Here is a 25,449-nt window from a genome sequence, read left to right as displayed (position 1 = left end):
TTTAGCTTAAAACTTCCGTTATCATATCATACTCCCCTTCAATGAACTCCCACCTTCCCCGCAAGGCCGGGTGTTCCAGAGCCTCATCAAGCATATCCAGAAAAAGCTCTCGGCTGACTTCTTCAGCTCCTAAGGATTTGAGATGATCTGTCGGCTGCTGGCAATCCACAAAATGAAATTCACGATTTTTCAGCCATTGCACGAGGTATGAAAAGCCTACCTTGGATGCATCAGGCTCAAGGAAAAACATGGATTCACCGGAAAAAACCTTACCGAGTGAAACGCCATAAAGCCCACCGGCAAGATTGCCTTCCCGGTTCCAGACTTCCACACTATGCACAAAGCCGAGCTTATGCAGCTTCAAATAAGCTTCGATCATTTCGGGCAGAATCCATGTTCCGGCCTGCCCCGGACGAAATTTGCGGGCACAGTTGGCAATAACGCTTTCAAAAGCACGATCAAAGGTAACTGTATATTCCCTTTTCCTGACTTTACGCTTTACTCGGCGGGAAACATGCAGCTTATCAAAATTCAATATCAAACGGGGATCGAGCGACCACCACAGAATCGGCGAACGCTCATCATACCACGGAAAAATCCCCGAAGCATAGGCAGAGAGCAGCCTTTCCGGGCTCAAATCACCTCCCACCGCGAGCAGGCCATCCGGCTCCGCTTCATCGGGATGAGGAAAAATGGGGTCTTCTATTAATCTGTAAACAACCATAATAATCCTTTGGTTTCCGCCTATCCTAAATAATAACTGATTATTATGATTTGGCAATAGAGTTCTAGCTATTATATTGCTTATGAGTCTTATAGCCAGAACAACAAAAAAGGGGAAGCTCTGACAAGAACTTCCCCTTGGAATTCAACTTATTAATTCAGCTTAACAACCCTACTTCTTAGTAGATGTTTTGAACTTAAAGCTGAGCTTTTCATCGTCGCCCTTGCCCTTGGTGGAGACTGCAACAGTTCCGCCCTTAACCAGCTTTCCGAAGAGGATTTCATCAGCGATTTCATCCTTAATGGAAGTCTGAATCAGGCGAGCCATCGGCCTTGCACCATAAGCAGGATCGTGCCCCTTTTCGGCCAACCAGCGGCGGGACTTCTTGTCCAGCTCGATGGTGACCCTATTATCGAGAAGCTGACCGTTGAGTTCCTTGATGAACTTCTCAACGATAAGCTCCATTACATCAATCTGCAGGGAGTTGAACGGCACGATTCCATCAAGCCTGTTGCGGAATTCGGGGCTGAATATCTTTTCAACCGCCTTGAGTCCGCGGCCCTTGTCTTCGCCGCCCTTCACGCTGGCACCAAAACCGATTCCACCCTTGGCCATTTCACGCGCTCCGGCATTGGAGGTCATGAGCAGGACAACATGTCTGAAATCAGCCTTGCGACCATTGTTATCGGTCAGGGTTGCGTAGTCCATGACCTGCAAAAGGATGTTGAATACATCCGGGTGAGCCTTTTCAATTTCATCAAAAAGAATCACGCAATGCGGGTTCTTACGCACGCCTTCGGTGAGCAGGCCACCCTGATCAAATCCCACATAGCCCGGAGGCGCACCGATCAAGCGGGCCACCGCATGCTTCTCCATGTACTCACTCATGTCAAAACGCATGAAATGAACGCCCATGGTGGAAGCCAGCTGACGGGCCAGTTCTGTCTTACCAACCCCGGTGGGCCCGGTAAGCAGGAAGGAACCGGTAGGCCTGCCGACCTGCTTCATGCCTGCACGGGAGCGCAGGATTGCCTTGGTGATAATGTCTACTGCCTCGTCTTGTCCGAAAACAACGGACTTGAGGTTGATGTCCAGTTCCTGCAAGCGGGAACGGTCAGACATGGTAATACGCCTTGTGGGAATGCGGGCCATCTTGGAGATGACCTTTTCCACATCGGAAACCACAATGCGATTGTCCTTACGCTTACGCTGGCTGAGATTGTAATAAGCCCCGGCCTCATCAATGACATCAATGGCCTTGTCCGGCAGAAAACGTTCATTAATATGCCGGCCGGAAAGCTCTGCAGCGGCCTTGATTGCCGAAGGGGCATAAAGCACGTTGTGATGTTCTTCGTAATAAGGCTTGAGGCCCTTGAGAATTTCTATGGTCTCTTCAACAGAGGGTTCACTGATATCAATCTTCTGGAACCGGCGGGAAAGCGCACGGTCCTTTTCAAAATGATTCTTGTATTCTTCATAGGTGGTGGCACCTATACAGCGGATTTCACCTGATGCAAGGAACGGCTTGAGGATATTTGAAGCATCCATAGACCCCCCGCTTACAGCTCCGGCTCCTACGATGGTATGGATTTCATCCACAAAAAGGATGGCTCCTTCCTTATGCTTAAGCTGAGCCAATACACCTTTGAGGCGTGATTCAAAATCACCGCGATACTTGGTTCCGGCCAACAAAGCCCCCATATCGAGGGCATACACATCTGTGTCAGCAAAAGACGGCGGAACAGTATCCTTGGCGATAGCAAGAGCCAGACCTTCAGCCATAGCAGTCTTACCTACGCCGGGGTCACCAACGAAGATAGGATTATTCTTGCGCCTGCGGGAAAGAACCTGCAAAGTCCGCTCTACTTCGCTATCGCGTCCGATGAGCGGATCGATCTTACCATCCCGGGCGCGTTGAGTGAGATTGGTAGTAAACTCTTCCAGCGGGGACTTTTTCTCATCCTTACCGCCTGAGGGTCTGCCTTCAGGGGAAGCACCGCTTCCACCCTGCTGAGGATTGGGACTGATATCCAACCCTTCACTCCAATCGTTTTCAGTCATTGAATGGGAAATATATTCTAGGATATCAAGACGTGAAATGTCGTGAGTCTTCAAGAAGTAAACTGCATAAGAGTCTTCTTCCTCAAACATGGCGGCTACAACGTCGCCAACTTCCACAACATCCTTTCCTGCTGCCTTCTTCTGCCAAATGGCACGCTGCAGGACACGTCTTACACCCAAAGTCTGGATAACTTCGGTATCCACACCAGTGGGCAGAGGTTCGAGGTTTTCATCGAAAAAACGTTCCAGCTGACTGCGAAGCTTGGTAAGCTCTGCCCCGCACCCGGCAAGAATGTCTGCACCCATCTCCTCCTGAAGTATCGCATAAAGCAGATGTTCAAGAGTGAGGAATTCGTGATTTCTGAACCTGACTTCGTTAACCGCAGAAGTCAGTGCCTGTTCCAATGCCTTACTGAGCATACTAGACCTCTTCGATTGTGCATTTCAGCGGATAGCCTGCCTGCTGCGCAAGCTGCTTGACCATTTCAACGCGAGTTTCAGCAACTTCTGCCGTGTAAACTCCACACACCCCGACTCCGTCATTATGGACTTGGAGCATTATTTTCGTGGATTCCTCTTCTGTTTTCCTGAAAACCTGCATGAGCACGGCCACAACAAATTCCATGGAAGTGTAATCATCATTGTGCAGCAGCACGCGGAACTTCCTAGGTTCCTTGAGCTCGTCCTCCAGCAGTACATCGGACTCAAAATTTTCTTTATATTCAGCCATTTTTTTAAACTTCAAATATTTTTATGTTCTACTATAGTTAACAATAAGAACAATTTCCCCACCTGTCGAGGAAGATTTATTTATTTTTGTGCTATAAAAAACTTAAATCACTATAAATCAAAACCTTAAAGTAACTCTTGAACTTCTTCAGAAGTAAACACAAAATTTTCATCAGCTTCCAAACCACAATTCATTCTATGGTCCCGGTTTAACTCGTGGTACGTTTTCTTGCAGGCATCATCAGAACTCAATCCCAACTTATCAGCACAGGACAAAATTCCGTCCTCTGATCCTTCAATTTCAATAAATGGGCCAAAAGGAAGCTGGTCCAGGCAGATATGACAACCTGCAAACTCCCATTCCTCGCGTATCTTTTCATAGCTGAAAACAGGAGAATACCCCAAAACCTGCAATGCAGCCACGGTCTCATCAAAATTCGAGACTTCAGTTTCGTGCTCTATATAAACCTTTGCCTTTCCGGAAACCGGATCAGCAGGGATACGCTTAACAGTCATAGTCACCTTTTCCGCCTGACGTACCCGCAACAAAGCCGATCTCTTGTATAGCGTACGGCCCGGATCATCGAGCACAACATTACGTTCGTAATGACGGGTAAGCATCTTAGCACCCTGCTCTTTCATAATCTTCCGAGCTTTGTCGTGATCGGCATTGAGATATTTCAATTCGGTTTCTAGGGCCATTTTCCTTTTCTCTCTTAGCTTGAAGTGCTACAAAACATTAATAAATGAACGTCACTGAAGGATTCTGAAATGCATAAATATTTATACATAGCGGCAGGCGGAGCAGCCGGAAGTCTGTGCCGTTACCTTGTTTCCGGCATAACACAACGAATGTTTGCCACATCCTTCCCCATAGGAACATTTTCAGTGAATATGATTGGCTGCCTTTTTTTCGGACTGGTAACCGGACTATTTGAAGAACGCCTCGGCTTACCCCCGGAGATGCGTCTCCTTATCCTGACTGGATTCATGGGAGCATTCACCACTTTTTCAACCTATATGTTTGAATCAACCAACCTGATCAAATCAGGCCAATGGGCTATGACCGCTCTGAATATTGGAGGCCAGAGTATACTGGGGTTCGCCTGCATTATCGGCGGGCTGGCACTGGGCAGATTGATTGTTTCCTGATTTCAAGCAACCATTTAATACGGAGAACTCGTCATGACCCTACCGGAAAAAGCTATAAGACTCAAAATCTTCACTGGAGAGGAAAATAGAATCAAGCACCGCCCTCTTTACGAAGTAATAGTAGAAGAAGCCCGAAAACAAGGTATTGCGGGCGCATCGGTGTACCGCGGGGTGATGGGCTACGGTGCTAACAGTCAGGTTCGCACAACTTCCATACTCAGACTTTCCGAAGACCTGCCCCTAATCATTGAGATTATTGACAGGCCCGAAAAAATTGAAAAATTCACAGAATTTCTCAATGAGAACATGACTGAAGGACTGGTCACCACCGAAGAAGTAAACATTGTCGTTCATAAACATAATAAAGGCGAAAAGCAGTAATGAAACCGCTAACGGTTGCAGAAATTAACCACCGCTCCGGGAATATTCTTAAGCGGCATAATCTTATCAACTCCGCCTAGCTTGATGGCTTCCTGCGGCATACCGAAGACAACGCAGGAGGCCTCATCCTGCGCTATGCAATATGTTCCGGCATCATGCATTTCCCTCATGCCTTTTGCCCCATCATCGCCCATCCCGGTCATAATTACTCCAACAGCATTCTTCCCGGCACTTGCTGCCCCTGAACGGAATAAAACATCCACTGAAGGTCTGTGGCGACTTACCAGAGGACCGTCTTTAATTTCAACATAGTAACGTGCTCCTGAACGCTTGAGCAGCATATGCTTATTCCCCGGAGCGATCAAAGCCTGCCCTCTCAAAATACTGTCACCATCTCTGGCTTCTTTCACCGTAATGCGGCAGATTGTATCCAACCTTGAAGCAAAAGCAGCAGTAAATTTTTCCGGCATATGCTGCACAATTGCAATCCCCGGACAATCAAGGGGCATGCTTTGCAGAAAGCCTTGAATCGCCTCGGTTCCTCCGGTGGAAGCTCCAACAAGTACGACTTTCTCAGTGGTCTGCAAAGTTGTTGTTCGAGGTCTGGATTTAGGCAGGACCGCATCAGCTGTAAGCTTCGGCTGAACTGTCATTGGACGAGCGGAAAGCTTGCTGGGCCGGGTCAGTGCTGCAGCTTTAACCACATCACAAACCCGTATGCTGGATTCCTCAAAAAACTTCTTGGTACCTATTTTCGGTTTGGTAATCACGTCCACCGCCCCATATTCAAGAGCTTTCATATAGGCATCCGATCCTTGTTCTGTAAGTGTAGAACAAATAACAACCGGCACGGGATGCTGTGTCATTAACTTACGGAGAAAAGTGAGCCCATCCATTTTAGGCATTTCTATATCAAGAGTAATTACATCAGGAACAACCCTTTTCATTATTTCTGCAGCAGCAAAAGGGTCACCGGCACTGCCTACTATCTCTATACTGGAATCAGTAGCGAAAAGCTGCTGCAACGCCTGACGAACCAGAGCAGAATCATCTACGATCAACACCTTGGTCTTTTTCATAACTAAACCTTTTGATAAACAGTGGGAGCAATCTGCCTTACTGGAAGTTCCATCCCTGAAATACTTTCAGAGTGCCCGATAAACAAGTATCCGCCTTTGGATAAAGTAGAACAAAACTTTTTAAACAAAGTGTATTGTGTAGCCCTGTCAAAATATATGACTACGTTGCGACAAAAAATTATATCTTTTTGATCCTTGAACGGAAAAGGCTCCATGAAATTAAGCCGCCGGAAATCTACTTTATTTCGCAATGCAGGAACCACCCGGACCAACGGTTTAGACCTGTCTTTACTTTTGAGCAGGTACTTTTTCTTCAAGACCATTGGAACCACATCCACCTTGCTCATTGGATAAACGGCGTTGATTGCCTTGCGCAATATATCAGTAGAAATATCCGTAGCCATCAAAGAAAATTTGAAACTGGGATTCTTTTCAGCAAATTCATTAAGGACCATGCACAATGTGTAAGGTTCTTCACCGCTGGAGCAGCCCGCAGACCATACTTTCAGCGGTCTGCTATTACGCTGACACAGGTCAGGCAACACAGTACTCAGCAATAATTCAAAATGCTTAGGCTCCCGAAAAAAATCCGTGGTATTAGTTGTAACCACATCTATGAGTGAAGCCAATTCCCTTTCAAACCCTCCGGGGCTGAAGAGAAAATCACAATACTGGGAATGACAACTGAAACCGAGAGCACGTAACCTTTTCTGAAGACGGGCCTCCAGCATTGTCTTCTTGGAGGGCGGCATCTTAATTCCGAACTCCTCCTTGATCAATTTACTGAATTTTCCAAAATCAGAGTCAGTCATCTTCGGAGTCAGCGCTACCGGAGCTTGCTCCCGATTCTTGGACTTTTTCTTGTCCTTCTTATCCTTCTTGAAAACCATCAGCCAGCCGCCTTGATTTCTGTAAGAACAGTCCTGAACAATTTAGGAATATCGAGAATTAATGCGAGAGTTCCATCTCCTTTGATAGTTGCGCCGGAAATACCTTCCACATCACGGTAAACACGCCCCAGACTCTTAATTACAGTCTGATGCTCACCAATGACAGTATCCACAACAACACCGATTCTACTACCATCAAGCCCGGTGATGACAATCTGTTCAATCGGCGGAGACTCTCCCTCAACCTCAAACCATTCCCGAATCCTGATATAAGGAACAATTTCGCCACGCAGATTCACGAACTGCTGCCCATTAGCCTCTTCCACATCTTTGCGGGTGAGTTCGACGCACTCTTCAACCAGAGAGAGAGGAATTACAAAATAATCACCACTAACACGGACCTGTAAACCATCAATAATAGCAAGTGTAAGCGGTAATCTGATGGTTATGATTGTCCCCTTGCCCTCTTTACTTGTGATATCAATGCTGCCGCGCAGGGAATCAATGGCCCGTTTTACAACGTCCATTCCCACACCGCGCCCGGAAACATTGGTAACACTCTGGGCGGTGGAAAATCCCGGTTCAAAAATAAGATTAAAGACTTCCTTATCGCTAAGATCCTGATCTGCGGAAATAAGCCCTTTTTCAATAGCCTTAGCCCTAATGACTTCTCTGGACATGCCCTTACCATCGTCCTCAATGAGAATCATTACATCGCCACCTGAATGTTCTGCAGAAAGTGTAATGGTTCCCCGACGGGGTTTGCCTGTCGCAGTACGCTTTTCAGGGCCTTCAATTCCGTGATCAATGGAGTTGCGTAAGAGATGCACAAGAGGGTCGCCGAGTCGCTCGATAACAGTCTTGTCCAATTCGGTTTCCGCTCCATTAGTATTGAGATCTATCTCTTTACCAAGGTCTTCGGAAAGATCGCGGACAAGACGCCGGAACTTACTGAAAGTTGTTCCGATGGGCAGCATTCTGATTCCGAGGGTACTATCCCTGAGCTCATCAGAAAGACGCTCCAGTTCCTCAGAAAGAACAGTAAGAGATGGATCGGCCTTGGAACTGACCACCTGACTGATCTGGGCCTGAACTATGACCAACTCACCCACAAGATCCACAAGATAATCTAATTTTTCAGCAGAGACTCTAATTGAAGAAGCCGTATCCACCTTCTTACGTGATTTCTTAGCTGCTGATTTAAATTCTTTTGTCGCAGTCTGCTCTGCAAGAGCACTTTCCACCTTCTGCCTGCTGACCACACCCTTTTCGGTGAGCAACTCACCCAATGGCTTCTGATCTGCTAAAGGCTTCTGGACAGCCAAAGCCTCATCAACGTCCTCAGAATCGACAACGCCCCTTTCTACAAGGATTTCACCAATCTTTTTGGACTGTACAGGTTCAGTAGAAATATCTTCATCGTCATCATCGTGCGTCAGGTCAAGAACATCCGCTACATCCTCACGTGCGACTTCACGAACATTCACAGTTACAGGGATGTCGGTGAAAAAGAAAATTTCCTCAATCGACATAGAATCCGCATCACTCTCAAAAATGACATCCCACCAGATTTCATCATCCCTGTGCAAGACTTTTGACTGCACTAACCCTATCTTTCCAAGCTCATCCAGAAGCGGATCAAGATTTTCTTCTTCAACATCATTGCCCGCAGCAACCTTGATCACAATCTGATACAGGCTTTTCAAAGACTGACCGGCTGAAGATTCATCAATCGCCACCGCTACATCTTCGACAGTTTTTATTTCCTCAACAGGTTCAATAGAAGCCTTATCCTCTGCTTCCTGCTCGGCTTCCAATCCGTCTGCGGCCACATCCTTTAAACCCTCAAGAATGCCGTTTCCGACACTGCTGTCACCTTCTCCGGTCGAAGATTCAAGCATAGAATAAATATGGTCACGCGCAGCAAGAGAAAGGCTCAACAGATTCTTAGATATCTCAAGCTCCCCATTTCTGACCTTATCAAATACGGTCTCCACTTCATGGGTAAATTCAGCAATGGCTTCAAAGCCAAACATAGACCCGGAACCTTTAATCGTATGCAATGCTCTGAAAACACGGTTGATTATATCCATATCATCAGGAACATCTTCAAGTTCAAGCAAAGAGGTTTCAAGCTCACCCAGTAGTTCGTACGCTTCTTCCTTGAAAACTTGAGTTGTCATATCATCAGACATAAAAAATTCTCCAAGTCATTTGAATAGGCTGATAAACACTTCTATTTTTAAACATTTAATTAATTTCAATCAAGTAGTATAATTATTAAAGGACGTGAAAAATGCAAAAAAGGCCCTTTGCAGCCAAAGGACCTTTCATAATTATCACGAAATCTCACAAAAAAAAGCAACTTTTGTTTACGTAAGACTTTGGGATAAACAACTCTATAATTTATTTCTGCGAGCAAGCATCCGCAAAGTTTTACGCCTGCGATAGCGCCGTATAAAATACAGAGCAATAAAATAGGCAATTATCGCCAGGGGAACACCGAGAACAAATCCACCAAAAATAAGGATGGTTACCCCCTGCCAGCCGATTTCCATAAAATCTGAAACCTGCCACTTGGCCGGATCAAACTGCACTTCAATCGGCAGCAGAAATGTGCCGATCTTGAACTGCACATAATAAAAAAGCAGCCAGTTGAACGGATTGGATATCCATGTAGCAATAGCAGCGGCAATCTTGCTGCTGCGGGTAAAGAAAGCCATTACAACAGCAATGACAGTTTGCAGAGGAAGCCCCGGGATAACCGGAAAACAACCTCCGAAAACACCACAGGCGACCCCCATTGCGATGTTATGCGGCGATGCGTTAATACGCATCAACTTTAAATAATATAACTTAAGAAGTCTTTTAAGCTTCTCCCATCTACTGAAATTCCTCTGCATCAACTTCCCTTTGCTGAATTTAGTCCAATACGTCAAAGCTATGGAACTTCATGGCAAAACCGGCCCTTCCCTGGGTAGCCGATCTTAAATCGGTTAAAAAACCGAACATATTCCGCAACGGAGACAATGCCTGCACAATCTTCTGACTGTTACGGTCAAGCATATTCTCGATACGCGCGCCCTTAGCTCCAAGCAACCCGATAACATCACCGACAAATTCTTCAGGAACCGATATCTCCACATCCATGATCGGTTCCATCAGCTTCGGTGAAGATGCCGCCAATGCTGCCTTTAAAGCCTTGCCAGCCGCCATATGATACCCCGGAACGCTTGATTCCCCGTCCCGTTTACGCAGTTCAAGAATACGCACTTTCACGTCCTGAACCGGAAATCCCTTTATGACACCGCTCTGCAAGCCGTCATCAACACCTTCTGCAACAGCGTCCATCCAGTCGGAAGACCATTCACTCGTATCAATTTCAAATACAACATCCCGACCGCCCCCTCTTTCCTGAGGCTCAACGGACAAACGAACATAACCGTAATGCTTGTCTTCACCAAGAATCTTATCAAACTCTTCCTCAGCTTCTGCATTACCGCCGGGAACTTCCTGATAAACAACCTGCGGCTTGCCTGATCTGGGCTCAAGCTTGTATTCCCTACGCATGCGGTCAAGTACAACCTCAAGATGAAGTTCGCCCATGCCTGAAAGAATAATCTGTCCGGTATCCTCGTCGGTTCTCAAAGCAAGAGTCGGGTCTTCCTGTAAATATTTATCCAGAACTTCTTCCAGTTTCTCAGATTCATCCACATTGCGCGGCTCGATTGCCATAGAAATAACGGGTTTGTACATTTCGATCTGTTCCAGCACAAGCGGTACTTCAGCAGTGGATAAAGTATCGCCGGTACGGGTATCCTTTAGTCCGGCAGCCCCTACGATATCGCCGATCCCGGCTACATCGAGACGTTCCTTACGCCCTGCGTGAATCCTGAAAAGACGGGCAACACGTTCATCCTTACCCTGCGTAAAATTTCTTACCATATCCCCGGCCTCAATCTTGCCGGAATAAATACGCATAAGCACCATCTTACGCCCGGAATCCATGAGCACCTTAAATGCAAGGGCCTGAAACGGGCCGTTTGCAGACGGCTCAACTTCCTGCCCCGCACCGGTCTGCGGATTGATTCCGGTCACTTTAGGGGCTTCCAAAGGACTGGGCAGATATTTTACAACCCCGTCCATCAGCGGCTGAACACCTACATTCTTCAATGCTGAACCGGAAAAGACTGGTACCAGCTTAAGCTCAAGAGTTGCTTTGCGTATGACTTCATCAATATATTCAGGATCGATGTCGTCCTCCAGATACTTTTCCATGAATTCATCATCCACTTCGGAAAGAATCTCGCACATACGCTCCCGCCACGGTGAAACAAACTCTTCAGCTTGATCATTCAAGTCGAGAACTTCAAATTCTTCACCGTTGCTATCCTGATCAAAGACCAGCTTTTTCATACGGATAAGATCATAAACAGCGGAGAACTCATCTCCGGCTCCGTCTGGAATCTGTACCGGAAGACTTTTTATGGAAAGCTTGTCAGCCATGGATTCGAGCACAGCTTCGAAATCTGCACCCAAACGATCCATTTTGTTTATGAACACAAGCTTGGGAACACTGTAAGATTCACTCTGGCGCCAGACAGTTTCCGACTGAGGTTCTACTCCGCCGACAGCGCAAAAAACACCTACTGCGCCATCCAGAACTCGCAAGGAACGCTCCACCTCAATGGTAAAATCCACATGCCCCGGGGTATCGATAATATTGACTGTTTTATCGCCCCAGTAACACGTGGTTACAGCCGATGTAATAGTAATCCCGCGCTCTTGTTCTTCCGGCATATAATCCATGGTAGCGGTTCCTTCATGAACCTCTCCCAGTCTGTGAATTCTTCCTGAAAAATAGAGCATGCGCTCGGTAACAGTGGTCTTACCGGCGTCAATATGGGCAATAATTCCAATATTGCGAATCTTTCCAATACCTTTTGCAGAGAAATCAGGCTTTGCATTCACAGGTCACCTTCCAAGTAAAAAAGAACTTATTCAGCTACAGCGAGAGCTACAGATTCACGCTTGAAAAAAGAACTGTTGAAGCCGTTCCAGAGCCAGCAGCCTTCCTGTCCATGAGCCAGCACTATGTTAAAATTCATCAGCGCATCACCGACAATTTCAGCAGGAACGACAGCGGCATCAGTACGGATTTCTTCAAGGGAATCCTCATCCACTTCAACAAATTCAACATCAGGATGAACGAAAGTCAGAATATCCATATCAGGGAATTCATCTTCCTTACAAACTGATATACTGGAAATTTCCGGCGCACGCCAGTAACGTACGCAAGGCCCGCATGGCAGAAGCGCAAGCTTTGCACGCAAATCAATAATAGCACCGTCAACCCCACTCTGCATGAGGTGCTCAAGTAATTCTTCAACCTTATCCTGTGGCAGGTGGACGACATCTTCCTGACCTGCAAGTTCAAACCCTGCCAGTATAGCCTGTGAAATTCCTGCCTCTCCGCGGTATGCAACCAGAATATTCTTAACCCCGGCAGCAAGTGCCGGAACCAATGCAGCCAGAATCCTGACCGGAGAAACAGATCTGTCATCCAGTAACAGTACAGTCCACTCCAGCGGGGCAGTAGAAACTTCCGTTTCAAAACCGCCGCGCCAAGTATTTACATTCCATGTCTTGCTTGGAGCTTCCGGGGAATTAATCCCGTAGACTTGCGCAATGGTTTTCTTCAGCCAAGCGCGCTGGGGTGGCAAAGTAGCTTCGTAAGCTTCGCCGAAAATCTCATCGTCAATCTGGTAATCCTGTAACCAAAGTGGAAATTCAAACATATTTGCCTCCAGAACCAACTTCACTATATAAAAGCCCGGCAGACCTATGTCTACCGGGCTTTACTGTTAACATGTGATAAATATTAGAGCCAATCGACCAACTCTTTCCAGCTTCCCTGAAGACGCTCACGCTCTTCCTGTGATAGAGTTTTCTGGTATTCGTAGTAGGACATTTCCGCCTGCTTCATGGCATACTTACGAACTTCCGGCAGATCCTTAAAGTTCCTGACCACGTAGGCATAACGCTTCCATGCAGAGCCGAATTTTGAAGAACGCCAGAAAAAATCCGCGATATAAAGTTCATGGTCAGCCAATGAACGGCGGCACTTTACAATATATTCCTTGGCAGATTTTGCATACTGGGTGTCAGGATAAGCTTCCTCAACCCTGTAAAAGTATTCAAGGGCTTCCGTGACGTTACTCTGCGGCCTATCAATTGAACTGAAGAGATTAAAGTTACTTAAGCCAATTTGGTAGAGGACATAGGGGATTTCATCGTTTCCGGGATGCAGAGCGGCAAATTCCTTGTATGCTTCAGATGCATCAAAATATTTCTTATCAAGAAAATACGCATCTCCAAGGCTGATCTCAGCTTTCACAGTATAGGGGCTGAAAGGATAACGGTCTTTCAACTTCGAAAAGAACTCTGTAGCATCGAAATATTCTTTATCCTTCATAGCCTGCACACCGGCTTCGAAAAGCTCCTGCGCTGTATCTTCAGGCTTGGGAAGGAAATAGTAGTCAATAACACCACAGCCGGAGAGGCTGATAAATAGAAAAGAAGCTAAAAAAATAGAAAGAAATTTATTTCGCATTATTTATGTTCCAGATACGCATACGCAGCCGTGGCGGCAGTAGCGCCGTCACCTACGGCAGTGACAACCTGCCTGCATTTCTTAGAGCGGATGTCACCTGCAGCGTATATTCCGGGAATACTTGATTCCATTTCGCAGGTTGTTTTTATAAATCCATACTTATCAAGTGCCAGCTCTTCGGGAAAAAAGCTGCACACGGCATCAAAACCGACAAAAATAAAAACTCCGTCCACGTCAAGGACGGAATACTCTCCGGTTGTCATATTCTTAAGTTCAACACCGGAAACTTCGGTATCACCGACAATCTTTGAAACAACAGAATTAAGGACAGGCTCAATCACCGGGTTAGCAAGACATTTATCCTGATAAACCCTGTCCGCCCTGAATTCATCCCTGCGATGCACAAGGTAAAGCTTCTTTACAAGCCTGGAAAGATAAATAGCTTCCTCAAGCGCAGAATTACCGCCGCCAATAACAGCCACTACCTTATCCCGGTAAAAATGACCGTCACACAGGGCACAGTAAGACACACCGCGCCCAAGCAGTTTTTCCTCGTTAGGAACCTTTAATTTCCTGAAAGTAACACCAGATGTAATTATGACCACCTGGGTTTGTATATGATCACCGCTTGCAACTACGACCTCGTGAAACTCTTCACCGGGAATGATCTGCAGCACCTCATCATAGACATGGTCAAACTTGTAATGTTTAACGTGCTTGTCCATTCTGTCGGCTAACTCGTACCCCTTGATTCCATCAGGAAACCCGGGGAAGTTTTCCAGCTCATCAGTCAAGAGCATCTGTCCGCCATGGGACAACTTTTCGACGGCAAGAAAATTAACTCCTGCCCTCGCGAGATAAAGGGCGGCCGCCATTCCGGCAGGGCCGCCCCCAATTACAACGGCGTCATAAGACTTCATTATTTACAGAGCCTTGCTGCTGATCATTTCCTTAATGCTGCTCTTGGAAACTGCACCAGTGGTCTGGTCTACAACTTCGCCATCCTTGAAGAGGATGAGGGTCGGGATAGCACGGATGCCATACTTTCCGGGAGACGCAGGGTTATCATCTACATTCATCTTGCAGATCTTAATCTGGCCGGAGAATTCTTCAGCAAGCTCGTCAATCACAGGGCCCATTGCACGACAGGGTCCGCACCACGGAGCCCAGAAGTCAACCAGAACAGGCTTATCACTATTGAGAACTTCTTCTTGAAAATTGGAATCGGTAACCTGCAAAGCCATGTTTTTCTCCTTGTTACAGTATTCAGGTAGCTGTGCCATTTAACATGACACATCAAATTGTCTTCGTCCGGAGTCCACCCTGTGGGTGGAGTTCAATTTTTAAAATTTAATTCCGGTTGCTCCATGTGTCAAGATGAACAGACACAACGGTTTAGCAACTATTAAAATAGATACTACCTACCCTTACGGGCAAAGGCAACACCCGCTTGACTAAATTAACCTTCACAAATCCAATCCGAAGGCACTACTCTGCCCCGGGGAATTGCATCAAGGTCAAGATCATGCCTGCATCCGGCACTAGCCATGAGATAACCGGCATAAGCGATCATAGCGCCATTATCAGTACAAAGGTGCATGGAAGGCAAAACCAGCGGTATGGAAAATTTCGCAACCACATCAGCCATTACAGAACGCACAACTGAATTTGCGGCAACCCCGCCTGCCACGATTAGGGATTTAACACCCCTATGACGCTTTAGAGCTCTCTCAACCTTGACCTCAAGAGTCCGGCCGACAGTATAGTTGAAGGAAGCCAGCATGTTTTTGCGTTCTTCTGAAATAGCAGGATCTTCAGTTCCTTCTTCAGGAACTCCCATAGCATCGAGACGCAAACCGGAATTCTGATTAACGTAATTAGCCACTGCTGTTTTCAAACCGCTGAAGCTGAAATCAAGATTGTCATTATTAATATACGGAACAGGAAAAAGCTTTTTATTAACAACACCCTGCCGGCCCAATTCATCAACCAGCTTACCGCCGGGATAGGGAAGGTTCAAAGACTTTGCCGTCTTGTCAAAAGCTTCCCCGGCAGCATCATCTAATGTTCTGCCGAGCAAAGTAAATTGCGTTGGGCTTTCAATCAGATAGATATGGGTATGTCCACCGGACACAAGTAATCCTAAAGAAGGAAACTGTAAGTCCTGCTCAAGACCGGCAGCAGTCAGATGCGCCCAAAGGTGGTTTACACCTACTAATTTTGCCCGGCTGGAAAGCACCAGACCTTTAGCAAAACTTACACCCATAAGCAGACAGCCTTGCAGCCCCGGACCTCTGGCAACGGAAACAACATCAATGTCATCAATAGTCAGCCCCTGCTCCTTCAACAACTCGCGAAGAAGTACAGGAAGAACACGCAGATGTTCACGGGATGCTATTTCTGGTACCACACCTCCGAATACAGCATGCACATCAACTTGTGATGCAAGCTTCTCAGCAACCAACTTTCCGTCCCGGACAAGGGCAAGACCTGTTTCATCGCAGGAGCTTTCAATACCAAGACAGAGCATTAGCTCTCGTGCTCCTTGTAAATATTGCTGATAGTCTCAACTTCGTGCCTAGAACCGATAAACAAAGGCACACGCTGATGCAGATCATCAGGAACAATATCAAGGATACGCTGAGTTCCGTCAGTAGCCCGTCCTCCAGCCTGCTCAATAAGCATAGCCATAGGAGATGCTTCACAAAGCAGGCGCAGCTTACCGCGCGGCTTTTTTGGATCACGATCATCAGCCGGGTACATAAAAACTCCACCGTAAATTAAGTTACGGTGAAAATCTGCCACAAGGGAGCCGATATAACGCAGGCTGTACGGTTTTCCATGAATATTATCTCTGGATTTAAAATGCCCGACAACCTTCTTTGTAGCTTCAGACCAATACGGCCAATATCCTTCGTTAACAGAATAGATATTACCCGTATCAGGAATCTTCATATTTGGGTGTGACAGGAGAAATTCTCCAACACCGGGGTCCATAGTAAAACCATGAACGCCATCCCCGGTAGTAAAAACCAGCATGGTAGAAGAACCGTAAAGAATATAACCGGCCGCAACCTGTTCACACCCGGCCTGAAGAACATCAGTGGATTGAACAGGAGTGCCTAGCTTGCTCTTACGTCGGAAAATAGAGAAAATTGTTCCGATATTGACATTAACATCAATATTTGAGGAGCCATCCAGAGGATCAAATATAATAATATAGTTTCCCTGCGGAAGGCCGTGGGGGATATCAATAATATCCGCATTTTCTTCCGAGGCCATAGCACAGAGTACACCGGAACGAGCCATACGATGAATCAGAATCCGGTTAGCGTATTCATCAAGCTTTTTTACTTCCTCACCCTGAACATTAACTTCACCCGTAAAACCCAGAACATCTACAAGTCCGGCTTTATTTACTTCTCTGGAAATAATTTTTGCCGAAAGGACAAGTTCGTTAAAAAGATGAGTAAACTGCCCGGTAGCTCCGGGAATTTGTTTCTGGTGCAGTAACAGGTGCTCAGTAACAGTAATCTGCTGGGTCATTTATCCTCCTTCGGAATGTCCCTGCTGCGCGATTTTCAGAAAGAATTAAGCTTTAATACCAGATTTTTCAGATAAGACCTATAAATTTTAGAAAAAGAGTATGCCATCATCCTCATCTTCTTTCGAAACCGCTTTAGTCAGATAGACTATCTGGGTGTCGCCAACATAACGCGCCAGCCAAACATATCTTACCCCGGCTACCGAAACCACACCCCTGACCTTATTATCAAGGAGTTCATCCCAATCAATTTTGAGAAGTGCTTCTTTGTCCAGATCTTCTGCTCCGGTCCAGACGCCGCCGCCATCAGGCTGCATAATTATCAACTTCGTAGGATCCGGACAAAAATTTAAAAGAATTCGAGGATCAAAATGAACTACAACAAGTCCTTTAAATACAGCATCCTTGAAGAAAGGAGTTGCCAAATACATTTCAGGACCAAACTCGGAATAGCTGACAAAAGACTTCAGGTTGATCTCATTCCAATCACCTTCATACTCAATGAGCGGACCGGGCTTAAAAGGTTTGATCTCGGCCTCAGGTAACTTAACGAGAATGCTGGCCTCATCATCAACGGTCAAAACGCCGCTTATCCAAGGGAAACGCATAAAAAGAAGCTTAAACCAGTTTTCATCAGGATGATAATCAACAGTGGAAAGATTCTCACAAAGGGAAAGAATCTTTGCATCAACCGGAGTGAAAAGCAGAGCCAGCTTATTGTCGTCGGGATTTTCAATCCCAGCGTGTTCAAGATTGATTTCGGGGTTGGGGTCTACTGTCCGCTGTGCATCGTGCCAGACCTTACTGCCATATTCACAACCACTTGCACACAGCATAACCGCCAGAAAAACAAAAAGTGCGACAGAGCGCACAGAATTCTTTAATTCCATATCTCATACCCGGATTCCGTGCTTAATAAGCACGAATCCTTCTGTATATTATTAAGTTATATCTTTAAATAAGACCGAAAATCAGAATAGTTCTTATCTGGAAGCCCTTGCTTCAAGGCGCTCAGCAAGAAGTTCAAGGGTGCTCATCAATTTACTTTTAGCGTGTTTGAAATAAGGATCCTTGCTTGCGTCATCACCAGCAACATCGTCTATAGGGGTCTGACTGATACGGCTTGAAATATCGGCCATAAAAGACATTAATTCCTCTTTATCCCCGTCCGATGCTTTACAAAGCAGGTCGCGATAAATCTCTAGAGCACCTTCAAGATCACCTTGGGAAGCAAGAACTTCTGCCATGGTCTTGGTCTTGAGATTGTCCAAAACCACAGGATTGGTTAAGTCTTCGCCGGAATCTCCATCAAAATCAACAAGAGCTGCGGCTTCGGAAATTTCATCAGCCAACAATGCGCTTTCTTCCGGATCAGGACGGGTAAAATCTCCCGGAGCCTCATATTCTTTTTTGGAGACAGCAGGCTCAGATTTCTGAACCCGTTCGCCAACGGAAACTCCGGTCAGCTGTTTGATACCTTCAGCCATAACGTCGGACCATGACATGGGCGAGCCATGAAGAGCGGAAAAAAGAAAAGCCATTGCTCCGGCAACATCGTCGTTACCTTCAGAAACAGAAGCACCCCACATTTTCCAGAATGAGGGGTAGGAAGAAAAAAGTCTGGTCAGCGGAGCGACTGCGGCCTTTGCCTCAGAATCCCGGCCAAGTTTGGCAAGGGTTTCAACCAGCAACAGGCGTGCTTCCAAGTAGTCAGGATGCCTATCAAGTCCCATCCTGAGAGTGGTTACAGCTTTTTCGAGATTGCCCATTTCAACATAAAGACGTGCCAAAGGGAAAAACACTTTCGAGCTGGGCTCCAGAGCCAGAACTTCCTGATACCACTCAATCTTGCTTTGCATCTGCACCTGCTCCCTGAGTCTTTAGTTCCCCTGATTTGGGGAAGATATATAACACTTCATTTTCCTTAACATAATTCATCCTACTGCGGATGATTTTCTCCTGATAGTCCCGATCAGTCTTAAGTCGTCTGATCTCCCTGCTTAGCTCGAGGGTCCGGTTATCAGCAGCTTCAATTTTTCGTTCGAGATCCTGAACTTTATCATCAAGCTCAATATAACCGAAAAATCCCTGCTCGCTCATCCCGAGCCGAATAAGCAGCACGAGATTGATAACTACCAGCACCCCCAGCAAGACTCTACGTCGCAGCATTAATCAAGCTCCTACTGAAGCCGGGTAAATATTTTTCTAGGTGACTCAACCTGCCCCAGTGGAACTCGGAGTTCATTCAGGAAATTATCTGTGGCAGACTCGATCCGTTCAACTTCGGCTTCGCTTACCATGATTTTTTCCATTTTACTCATAAACCCTTTAAGAACAGCAAGTTCTTCAACAAACCTGCTGTTTAAGTCAAGCTTTTCGAGTTCCTGCTCCATCTCAAGAATTGTTTCAAGACAATTATTGAGTCTTAGCACAAGATTATGTCGGTCATTGCCGTTCATTGATAGTCCTGTCTGTGACGTTTTTCTAATAATTTTTAATTATTCACTAGTTAACCAGACTTTGTGCAAATTGTACATATAATTAGCGCCGGAAAAAACAGTCAGGAAGACAGCCACGTAGAGAATCCACATTCCCAGCTGATGCATATCAATTCCGAAATAAGGGAAATGCAGGAGCAAGGGACCGAGAGCAAAGCTCTGGACAACGGTCTTGAGTTTTCCGAACTTATCAGCCGCAAGAACAAGTCCCATATCCACTGCAATAGCACGGAGTCCGGTAACAGCAAGTTCACGACAAATAATAACTACAGTAATCCAACCACTTACGTATCCCATATAGCTAAGCATAACCAGTGTGGAACAGATAAGCAGCTTGTCAGCCAGCGGATCAAGAAATTTTCCGAGGTTGGTAACCTGATTGCTGCGGCGGGCAATGTACCCGTCAAAAAAGTCGGTCAGCGATGCCAGAAAAAAGACAAAGGCCGCCAAAAACATGGTCAATTTATTAGGATAGTAGAGAAGAGCTACAATTACGGGTACGGCAAGAATGCGTCCAAGAGTCAGGGAATTGGCAAGGTTGAACATAAGGAGTCCCGGGTCGTGAAATTCATTTAGTCAGAGCAATTGCCCTGAAGCCTGCAAGCCTTTGTGTAATGCAGGGAGCCGCAAAACGGCCCCCTACATGAACTGCATGATTCTGTGCCGAGGATGACCGTATGTCAACCCGGCAATGAGAATACGCCCAAAAAAAGGCGTTTTTCTTAGGTATGAGTGCTGGAAGCAACCTCAAAACTGCTCTCAGCAGCTTCAGCAATCTCATCAGCCACTTTGCGGAAAGCAAGCTTGGCCGGGGAATCTTCCTCAAGAAGAACCACAGGTTTACCGAGATCTCCAGCTACAACAGTGGTAGGATCAAGAGGAACCGCGCCGAGGAAAGGCAGGCCGTATTTAGCAGCAAGTTCTTCACCGCCGCCCTTCTTGAAGAGATCAATATTCTCATGGCAATGAGGACAAACAAGTCCGCTCATGTTCTCGACCACACCCATAATGTTGGCTTTAGCGTACTGCAGGAAGTTAATGGCCTTTCTTACGTCGGCAAGAGAAATTTCCTGAGGGGTGGTAACAACCACTGCAAGGGATTCGGGGATGGTTTTAAGTACGGTCATGGGCTCATCACCAGTACCCGGAGGGGAATCGACTACGAGGAAGTCAAGCTCGCCCCACTGCACGTCGGAAATGAACTGCCTGATAGCGGAGGTCTTCATGGGACCGCGCCAGAGGACAGCCTGATCCGGGTCCTTGAGCAGGGATTCCATGGAAACAACATGCAGGTTGTCGTTTACCTTCTTGGGGACAACGAGGTTTCCGCGCTCAACATCCAACTGCCCGGTAATACCAAGCAGGTGAGGAACACTGGGACCGTGGATGTCAACATCAAGGATACCGACCTTGAAACCCTTGTCTGCAAGGGCTGCAGCGATGTTGACCGCCACAGAACTTTTACCTACACCGCCTTTGCCGCTCATTACAAAAATTTTGTATTTGATTTTCTGCAGAGTTGAAGAAATCAACTCATTCTGCAGAGCATGCGCAGCACTCGCTTTCTTGTCGCCGCCCTTCTGAGGAGCAGAAGAACAGGAACTACATGATGAACTCATATCTATGCCTTTGTTGTATATTAAAAACTCGGGGAACCCTCTCCCCGGTCAACTTCAGCTGTCCTTGGCTGAAGATACCCATTCCAAGATAATCACTGCTGCGAATCCGGCAACCATCAGCAGCACGGCACTCGCAAATTCCCCGTCATAAGCCGGAGGCAAAACATTTGCCTCGCTCAGGACATGAGTTTTACCCCGAATCACCACAGAATCGAGAACCTCTTTCCAAGGCCATATCTTACGCATGGCACCGGCCATAAAACCGGTCAAAAGGCTCACGGTCAAACCATGATGTTTTTCCAGCAGAAAGTGCAGGACACGGGAGAAAAGAGAAATACCGAAAGCACAGCCGCAGACAAAAGCCATCAAAATGGCCCCATTCTCAAGGGTCGTGGGATTGCGGATAGCTCCGGTGATAAATTCGTATTTGCCCAAGAGCAAAAGAATAAACGCTCCGCTGATGCCGGGCAGGATCATGGCACAAATGGAAATAGAAGCGCAGAGAAACACAAACCAGAGAGTGTCGGGAGTGGTTACCGGAATCAGTCCCACAAGAAAATAACTGAAAACGGCACCAACAATACCGGAGAGGACATTTTTAGTTGAAAACTCTCCGACTCTTTTGCCTACCACCAGAATGGACGCAGCAATGAGACCGAAGAATAAGGACCAGACCTGTACCGGATGTGTACCAAGTAAGGTATGAATGACTCGGGCCATGGAAACCATAGCCACTACGATACCAAACAGGAGGGGGATCAAAAATCTAAGATGAGCCTCGGCGACAGCTCCGGCAAGATCAAATTTAAACAGGCTCTTGATAAATTTGCCGTTAAAAGAACGGATGGAATCAATTAGATTGTCATAAATTCCGGTGATGAAAGCCATCGTCCCACCGGAAACACCGGGGATGATATCAGCCACACCCATACAAATCCCTTTAAGGATAAGCACAAGGTAATCACGAGTTGATTCGGGCCCGGGGCCATTCTTCCAAGCTTGGATAAAATTCATTATGACCTACCAGCCCTGTTTGCCCACAAGATCAACAAAGGCACAGCCGCCCATGTCAGTGGTTTCTATTTTTCCGTCTGTTTTGGTAACCAGCATAAGCCGTTGTACTCGTCTCTGCCCGCCAACGGGAATAACCAGTATCCCCGGATCAGCCAGTTGATCTATGAGATATTGCGGTATTTCAGGACCACCGGCAGTGACAATAATACGATCATATGGAGCGTTTTCCGGCCAGCCCATTGTCCCGTCATCCAACTTTAGCTGGATGTTGAAATATCTCATATCGAACAGAAGTTTGCGCGCAGAGATAAAGAGCTTACGAATTCTTTCCACAGAAAAAACCTCCGCCCCCATTTCTGCAAGTACGGCAGCCTGATACCCGGACCCGGTTCCGATTTCCAGAACCTTATGACCCGGCTCAATTTTCAGCAACTCGGACATAACAGCGACAATATAAGGCTGGGATATGGTCTGCCCTTCGCCGATAGGCAGGGCACTGTCAGAATAGGCACGTGAAGCAAGGGCGTCCTGTACAAACATGTGTCTCGGAACTCTACGCATGGCATCAAGCACATTTTTATCCGCAACACCGCGGGCTGCAATCTGCTCTTCCACCATTTTCAATCTTGAGCGCTTTGGGTCTATACGCACTTATCCCCCGTCAGCCGAAAACCGATCACGGTATGGCCTGAAAATTTATTTTTAACGATGAATTCCCGAACAAATAACACAGCCGGATTAATTCATTGTTTGCAGTTGAAAATCAGATTTTAGCGGCCAAGTCAACCTGAATGGCATGAATTGGCATTTAAAGCTGTTTTTTCCACATACATCTTGACACAAAAGCGACATAAAGAGAGATTATAGTAAGGCCAAAAGGAGGAAACCATGCTGAAAGTCAACGATCTCATGACTACGGAACTTTTCACCTTAAGTGAATCTGATAACTTAAAGATGGCCAGGTCACTTATGGACCTGCAACGCATCAGACATATCCCCATTGTAAATGATGAACGTGAATTTATAGGGCTTGTAACCCACCGCGACATCCTTCGAGCCACAATCTCGCAACTGGCAGACATTGATCCTGCCACTCAGGGAGAGATTGATTCAGGAATCCCTGTCGGAGAAATAATGCGGACAGACATTAAAACCATTTCAGAAAGCACCTCTTTGAAAGAAGCGGCTGTACTTCTTCTGGATCACAAATACGGCTGTTTTCCCGTAGTAAATGAAAAGAACGGGTTAATCGGCATCTTGACTGAAGCAGACTTTCTCAAGCTGACCATCAGCCTGATGGAAGCACTGGAGCAAAACGACGACTAAACCACACTCCTCCTGAAAAATCAGTACATCCTTTCGTGCTGAATTTTCGAATAAAACAACAAAAACGGGATTGTGCAATACGCTCAATCCCGTTTATTTTATAATTCCCTATCCAGCAGCAGATGTGAAAAATACCCGATCACAAACGCCACATAATACGGCAGCAGAGTCGGAAACGGCTGCCCATAAACATAGTACGGCAAAAGCAACATAGGCATGGGAACCATTAACATGGCCCACCATGTATGCGTCCAGCCTCGATGCGCACTTATACCGGGCAACATTGCCAGAATCCCAAGATATGCCGCCCATTGAAAGTGATCAAAATAAATCAGAGTAAGCGACAAAAGCAGCATGCCTGAATAATAAATCCTCTTTCCCTTTGAATCTGTATCAATATCCGGGAAAAGCGCACCCAGCACACAGAGTACAAACAAAACAACAACCTGCTGCGGATCAATCGCATACAGACCGATATTAGCCAGTCCAAGCAGAACCAGCGCGCCGGCCACAATCGAACCGCTTACATGAACCTTATATCCCGGCATGTCCTAACCATCATTTTTTTAAAGACATAAATTTAAAATCAACAAAAAAAAGTGCCCTTCCACAGGAAGGACACTTTTTTCAATAATATGTCAATAAGCCTACATGGATTCGTTGGCGTCAAGTTCCTCGATCTGTTTATCGATTTCTTTCTGCAGCTTTTCAGGCAGGCCCATGATATCAACGTTCAGGAAACCGCGCACGATGGTTGAGGTTGCTTCGTCCTCATCCATTCCACGAGCCATGAGATATTCAATCTCTTCCTGCGCAATTTTACCAACTGCGGCTTCGTGGGAAAGCTCAACACCTTCAACTGTACCTTCCAGTTCGGGAACAGCATGGATGCGTCCACCGCCGAGGATAAGGCCCTGACACTCGATGTGTCCACGTGCGGGAACATGGTTACCCTGAATATGACCACGGGAAATAATGGTACCGCCGGTGGTGATAGTACGGGAAATGGTTTCCGCTTTGGTGTTGGGTGCATTCTGGATAATGCGGGTTCCGGTATCGATATGGGAACCTTCAGGTGCAACCAGAACGGAATTGAAACGGGCAACCGCGCCTTCACCGTTCAGATAGATGGTCGGGTAGGACTGAAGGTCCTTAACACGCTTCATGAGCACATAGTTGTTAATGAGAGATCCACCCTCTTCAACAACACCCACGGTGCGGGGACGTACAACTGTGTTTTCACCCCAGTTATGTACCATGGTGAAAGTAAGCTTACCGCCCTTTTTAACGTAAAATTCGGAAAGACCGAAATGGCCGCCGGAGAACTTGTCGTGAGCAGCAGCACATCCGGTGATGATGTGCAGTTCGGAATCTTCCTCTACAACCACGATGTTGTGGATGTTCTGGCCGGAATTTTCAGCCTTGAGGAACAGGCAGGACTGAACAGGCTTTTCAATCTTGGCGCCTTTTTTGGTGCGGACAAAATAACCGCCGTGCAGATTATCTGCAGCGTTACGAGTGAACTCGTCCTTATCTTTATCAATGAGTTTGAAGAAGTAATCAGGCAGGCCGTCATATTTTTCAAGAGCCTTCTTGATATCCATGACTTCAACGTCTTTGTCGTTGCTGCCACAGTGCACGTTAGAGTGGTCAACCTGCATGAAGGTAGCACTGACGTCTTTAGCATCAACGTCAACACCTGCCATGATCAACTGCTCTTTTTCTTCAGTTTCAATTGAGGAAAGGTCTTCAATTACTGCGTGTTCCAGACCATCAAATTTATAATCGTTCAGATCAATTTTCTTCATGATATTTCTCC

At 46.4% G+C, this 25,449-nt stretch carries 28 protein-coding genes; 3 read left to right on the top strand and 25 right to left on the bottom strand.

Annotated elements, in window-relative coordinates; all coding sequences use genetic code 11:
- Position 1 precedes the first annotated feature (1 nt).
- The 4 genes from aat to ACNI23_RS04715 all read right to left on the bottom strand — a co-directional run bounded on the left by aat (position 2) and on the right by ACNI23_RS04715 (position 4,216).
- A complete protein-coding gene (gene aat / locus ACNI23_RS04730; protein WP_420247060.1) occupies positions 2-724 on the bottom strand; it encodes a leucyl/phenylalanyl-tRNA--protein transferase in 723 nt (240 codons plus the stop codon).
- A gap of 171 nt (positions 725-895) precedes the next feature.
- A complete protein-coding gene (gene clpA, locus ACNI23_RS04725; RefSeq protein WP_420247059.1) occupies positions 896-3,205 on the bottom strand; it encodes an ATP-dependent Clp protease ATP-binding subunit ClpA in 2,310 nt (769 codons plus the stop codon).
- Between the two features lies 1 nt (position 3,206).
- Positions 3,207-3,515, bottom strand: coding sequence for an ATP-dependent Clp protease adapter ClpS (gene clpS, locus ACNI23_RS04720; protein WP_015851707.1), 309 nt, complete (start codon positions 3,513-3,515; stop codon positions 3,207-3,209).
- A gap of 125 nt (positions 3,516-3,640) precedes the next feature.
- Complete coding sequence (locus ACNI23_RS04715) at positions 3,641-4,216, bottom strand: class IV adenylate cyclase (RefSeq protein ID WP_420247058.1); 576 nt, start codon at positions 4,214-4,216, stop codon at positions 3,641-3,643.
- A gap of 69 nt (positions 4,217-4,285) precedes the next feature.
- Between ACNI23_RS04715 and crcB the strand changes: the two genes are divergently transcribed.
- Positions 4,286-4,666: a fluoride efflux transporter CrcB gene (gene crcB, locus ACNI23_RS04710; protein ID WP_420247057.1), complete on the top strand. Its 381-nt coding sequence runs from the start codon at positions 4,286-4,288 to the stop codon at positions 4,664-4,666.
- Between the two features lie 33 nt (positions 4,667-4,699).
- Positions 4,700-5,047, top strand: a complete 348-nt coding sequence (locus ACNI23_RS04705) for a DUF190 domain-containing protein (protein WP_420247056.1) — start codon at positions 4,700-4,702, stop codon at positions 5,045-5,047.
- An 8-nt stretch (positions 5,048-5,055) separates the two neighbouring features.
- Here ACNI23_RS04705 and ACNI23_RS04700 read toward each other — a convergent pair whose 3' ends face one another.
- From ACNI23_RS04700 to ACNI23_RS04610, 19 genes are all read right to left on the bottom strand, one after another.
- A complete protein-coding gene (locus ACNI23_RS04700; protein WP_420247055.1) occupies positions 5,056-6,126 on the bottom strand; it encodes a protein-glutamate methylesterase/protein-glutamine glutaminase in 1,071 nt (356 codons plus the stop codon).
- Between the two features lie 2 nt (positions 6,127-6,128).
- Positions 6,129-7,016, bottom strand: coding sequence for a CheR family methyltransferase (locus tag ACNI23_RS04695; protein ID WP_420247054.1), 888 nt, complete (start codon positions 7,014-7,016; stop codon positions 6,129-6,131).
- A complete protein-coding gene (locus ACNI23_RS04690) occupies positions 7,016-9,211 on the bottom strand; it encodes a chemotaxis protein CheA (protein ID WP_420247053.1) in 2,196 nt (731 codons plus the stop codon). Before ACNI23_RS04690 ends, ACNI23_RS04695 begins: the two co-directional genes overlap by 1 nt.
- 204 nt (positions 9,212-9,415) lie before the next feature.
- Positions 9,416-9,919 (bottom strand): DUF2062 domain-containing protein, encoded by a 504-nt coding sequence (locus tag ACNI23_RS04685; RefSeq protein ID WP_420247052.1) that lies wholly within the window; start codon positions 9,917-9,919, stop codon positions 9,416-9,418.
- A 19-nt stretch (positions 9,920-9,938) separates the two neighbouring features.
- Positions 9,939-11,987, bottom strand: coding sequence for an elongation factor G (gene fusA / locus ACNI23_RS04680; RefSeq protein ID WP_420247051.1), 2,049 nt, complete (start codon positions 11,985-11,987; stop codon positions 9,939-9,941).
- Positions 11,988-12,013: 26 nt separating this feature from the next.
- The gene (locus tag ACNI23_RS04675) at positions 12,014-12,814 is read right to left on the bottom strand and encodes a hypothetical protein (RefSeq protein WP_420247050.1); all 801 of its coding nucleotides are present in this window, start codon (positions 12,812-12,814) and stop codon (positions 12,014-12,016) included.
- Positions 12,815-12,897: 83 nt separating this feature from the next.
- Entirely contained in the window at positions 12,898-13,629 is a 732-nt protein-coding gene (locus ACNI23_RS04670; RefSeq protein WP_420247049.1) for an outer membrane protein assembly factor BamD, read from the bottom strand.
- On the bottom strand, positions 13,629-14,549 hold the full coding sequence (gene trxB / locus ACNI23_RS04665; RefSeq protein WP_420247048.1) for a thioredoxin-disulfide reductase: 921 nt from the start codon (positions 14,547-14,549) through the stop codon (positions 13,629-13,631). Before trxB ends, ACNI23_RS04670 begins: the two co-directional genes overlap by 1 nt.
- 3 nt (positions 14,550-14,552) lie before the next feature.
- Entirely contained in the window at positions 14,553-14,873 is a 321-nt protein-coding gene (gene trxA, locus ACNI23_RS04660) for a thioredoxin (protein ID WP_015851695.1), read from the bottom strand.
- 215 nt (positions 14,874-15,088) lie between these two features.
- Complete coding sequence (tsaD, locus tag ACNI23_RS04655) at positions 15,089-16,159, bottom strand: tRNA (adenosine(37)-N6)-threonylcarbamoyltransferase complex transferase subunit TsaD (protein WP_420247047.1); 1,071 nt, start codon at positions 16,157-16,159, stop codon at positions 15,089-15,091.
- On the bottom strand, positions 16,159-17,175 hold the full coding sequence (gene fbp, locus ACNI23_RS04650) for a class 1 fructose-bisphosphatase (RefSeq protein WP_420247046.1): 1,017 nt from the start codon (positions 17,173-17,175) through the stop codon (positions 16,159-16,161). Before fbp ends, tsaD begins: the two co-directional genes overlap by 1 nt.
- An 87-nt stretch (positions 17,176-17,262) precedes the next feature.
- Positions 17,263-18,063, bottom strand: a complete 801-nt coding sequence (locus ACNI23_RS04645; RefSeq protein ID WP_420247045.1) for a hypothetical protein — start codon at positions 18,061-18,063, stop codon at positions 17,263-17,265.
- A gap of 93 nt (positions 18,064-18,156) precedes the next feature.
- Positions 18,157-19,032 (bottom strand): tetratricopeptide repeat protein, encoded by an 876-nt coding sequence (locus tag ACNI23_RS04640; RefSeq protein ID WP_420247044.1) that lies wholly within the window; start codon positions 19,030-19,032, stop codon positions 18,157-18,159.
- Positions 19,016-19,342 carry an FtsB family cell division protein gene (locus ACNI23_RS04635; RefSeq protein WP_420247043.1) on the bottom strand — a complete coding sequence of 109 codons (327 nt, stop codon included), beginning with the start codon at positions 19,340-19,342 and terminating at the stop codon, positions 19,016-19,018. The genes ACNI23_RS04640 and ACNI23_RS04635 overlap by 17 nt, the downstream gene beginning before the upstream one ends.
- A gap of 11 nt (positions 19,343-19,353) precedes the next feature.
- Positions 19,354-19,632, bottom strand: coding sequence for a hypothetical protein (locus ACNI23_RS04630; RefSeq protein ID WP_420247042.1), 279 nt, complete (start codon positions 19,630-19,632; stop codon positions 19,354-19,356).
- Positions 19,633-19,671: 39 nt separating this feature from the next.
- Entirely contained in the window at positions 19,672-20,217 is a 546-nt protein-coding gene (gene pgsA / locus ACNI23_RS04625) for a CDP-diacylglycerol--glycerol-3-phosphate 3-phosphatidyltransferase (RefSeq protein ID WP_420247041.1), read from the bottom strand.
- Positions 20,218-20,393: 176 nt separating this feature from the next.
- A complete protein-coding gene (locus tag ACNI23_RS04620) occupies positions 20,394-21,290 on the bottom strand; it encodes a P-loop NTPase (protein WP_420247040.1) in 897 nt (298 codons plus the stop codon).
- Positions 21,291-21,344: 54 nt separating this feature from the next.
- Entirely contained in the window at positions 21,345-22,304 is a 960-nt protein-coding gene (locus tag ACNI23_RS04615) for a DUF368 domain-containing protein (protein WP_420247039.1), read from the bottom strand.
- Between the two features lie 6 nt (positions 22,305-22,310).
- Complete coding sequence (locus ACNI23_RS04610) at positions 22,311-22,955, bottom strand: protein-L-isoaspartate(D-aspartate) O-methyltransferase (RefSeq protein WP_420247038.1); 645 nt, start codon at positions 22,953-22,955, stop codon at positions 22,311-22,313.
- 237 nt (positions 22,956-23,192) lie between these two features.
- Between ACNI23_RS04610 and ACNI23_RS04605 the strand changes: the two genes are divergently transcribed.
- Positions 23,193-23,630 carry a CBS domain-containing protein gene (locus tag ACNI23_RS04605; protein WP_420247037.1) on the top strand — a complete coding sequence of 146 codons (438 nt, stop codon included), beginning with the start codon at positions 23,193-23,195 and terminating at the stop codon, positions 23,628-23,630.
- Between the two features lie 98 nt (positions 23,631-23,728).
- Here the strand turns inward: ACNI23_RS04605 and ACNI23_RS04600 are convergent, their stop codons facing one another.
- Positions 23,729-24,178 (bottom strand): metal-dependent hydrolase, encoded by a 450-nt coding sequence (locus ACNI23_RS04600; RefSeq protein WP_420247036.1) that lies wholly within the window; start codon positions 24,176-24,178, stop codon positions 23,729-23,731.
- 99 nt (positions 24,179-24,277) lie between these two features.
- A complete protein-coding gene (locus ACNI23_RS04595; protein ID WP_420247035.1) occupies positions 24,278-25,438 on the bottom strand; it encodes a SufB/SufD family protein in 1,161 nt (386 codons plus the stop codon).
- Between the last annotated feature and the right edge of the window lie 11 nt (positions 25,439-25,449).

It is taken from the genome of Maridesulfovibrio pacificus (SeqCode) (genome assembly GCF_048612815.1).
GTDB lineage: Bacteria > Desulfobacterota > Desulfovibrionia > Desulfovibrionales > Desulfovibrionaceae > Maridesulfovibrio > Maridesulfovibrio pacificus.
The sequence above is the reverse complement of the archived record's forward strand: the minus strand, read 5'-3'. Positions and strand labels throughout refer to the sequence as shown.

Coding starts and splice junctions, on each gene's coding strand:
- aat (WP_420247060.1), bottom strand. CDS start 724: ATGGTTGTTTACAGATTAATAGAAGACCCCATTTTTCCTCATCCCGAT.
- clpA (WP_420247059.1), bottom strand. CDS start 3,205: ATGCTCAGTAAGGCATTGGAACAGGCACTGACTTCTGCGGTTAACGAA.
- clpS (WP_015851707.1), bottom strand. CDS start 3,515: ATGGCTGAATATAAAGAAAATTTTGAGTCCGATGTACTGCTGGAGGAC.
- ACNI23_RS04715 (WP_420247058.1), bottom strand. CDS start 4,216: ATGGCCCTAGAAACCGAATTGAAATATCTCAATGCCGATCACGACAAA.
- crcB (WP_420247057.1), top strand. CDS start 4,286: ATGCATAAATATTTATACATAGCGGCAGGCGGAGCAGCCGGAAGTCTG.
- ACNI23_RS04705 (WP_420247056.1), top strand. CDS start 4,700: ATGACCCTACCGGAAAAAGCTATAAGACTCAAAATCTTCACTGGAGAG.
- ACNI23_RS04700 (WP_420247055.1), bottom strand. CDS start 6,126: ATGAAAAAGACCAAGGTGTTGATCGTAGATGATTCTGCTCTGGTTCGT.
- ACNI23_RS04695 (WP_420247054.1), bottom strand. CDS start 7,016: ATGGTTTTCAAGAAGGATAAGAAGGACAAGAAAAAGTCCAAGAATCGG.
- ACNI23_RS04690 (WP_420247053.1), bottom strand. CDS start 9,211: ATGTCTGATGATATGACAACTCAAGTTTTCAAGGAAGAAGCGTACGAA.
- ACNI23_RS04685 (WP_420247052.1), bottom strand. CDS start 9,919: ATGCAGAGGAATTTCAGTAGATGGGAGAAGCTTAAAAGACTTCTTAAG.
- ACNI23_RS04675 (WP_420247050.1), bottom strand. CDS start 12,814: ATGTTTGAATTTCCACTTTGGTTACAGGATTACCAGATTGACGATGAG.
- ACNI23_RS04670 (WP_420247049.1), bottom strand. CDS start 13,629: ATGCGAAATAAATTTCTTTCTATTTTTTTAGCTTCTTTTCTATTTATC.
- trxB (WP_420247048.1), bottom strand. CDS start 14,549: ATGAAGTCTTATGACGCCGTTGTAATTGGGGGCGGCCCTGCCGGAATG.
- trxA (WP_015851695.1), bottom strand. CDS start 14,873: ATGGCTTTGCAGGTTACCGATTCCAATTTTCAAGAAGAAGTTCTCAAT.
- tsaD (WP_420247047.1), bottom strand. CDS start 16,159: ATGCTCTGTCTTGGTATTGAAAGCTCCTGCGATGAAACAGGTCTTGCC.
- fbp (WP_420247046.1), bottom strand. CDS start 17,175: ATGACCCAGCAGATTACTGTTACTGAGCACCTGTTACTGCACCAGAAA.
- ACNI23_RS04645 (WP_420247045.1), bottom strand. CDS start 18,063: ATGGAATTAAAGAATTCTGTGCGCTCTGTCGCACTTTTTGTTTTTCTG.
- ACNI23_RS04640 (WP_420247044.1), bottom strand. CDS start 19,032: ATGCAAAGCAAGATTGAGTGGTATCAGGAAGTTCTGGCTCTGGAGCCC.
- ACNI23_RS04635 (WP_420247043.1), bottom strand. CDS start 19,342: ATGCTGCGACGTAGAGTCTTGCTGGGGGTGCTGGTAGTTATCAATCTC.
- ACNI23_RS04630 (WP_420247042.1), bottom strand. CDS start 19,632: ATGAACGGCAATGACCGACATAATCTTGTGCTAAGACTCAATAATTGT.
- pgsA (WP_420247041.1), bottom strand. CDS start 20,217: ATGTTCAACCTTGCCAATTCCCTGACTCTTGGACGCATTCTTGCCGTA.
- ACNI23_RS04620 (WP_420247040.1), bottom strand. CDS start 21,290: ATGAGTTCATCATGTAGTTCCTGTTCTTCTGCTCCTCAGAAGGGCGGC.
- ACNI23_RS04615 (WP_420247039.1), bottom strand. CDS start 22,304: ATGAATTTTATCCAAGCTTGGAAGAATGGCCCCGGGCCCGAATCAACT.
- ACNI23_RS04605 (WP_420247037.1), top strand. CDS start 23,193: ATGCTGAAAGTCAACGATCTCATGACTACGGAACTTTTCACCTTAAGT.
- ACNI23_RS04600 (WP_420247036.1), bottom strand. CDS start 24,178: ATGCCGGGATATAAGGTTCATGTAAGCGGTTCGATTGTGGCCGGCGCG.
- ACNI23_RS04595 (WP_420247035.1), bottom strand. CDS start 25,438: ATGAAGAAAATTGATCTGAACGATTATAAATTTGATGGTCTGGAACAC.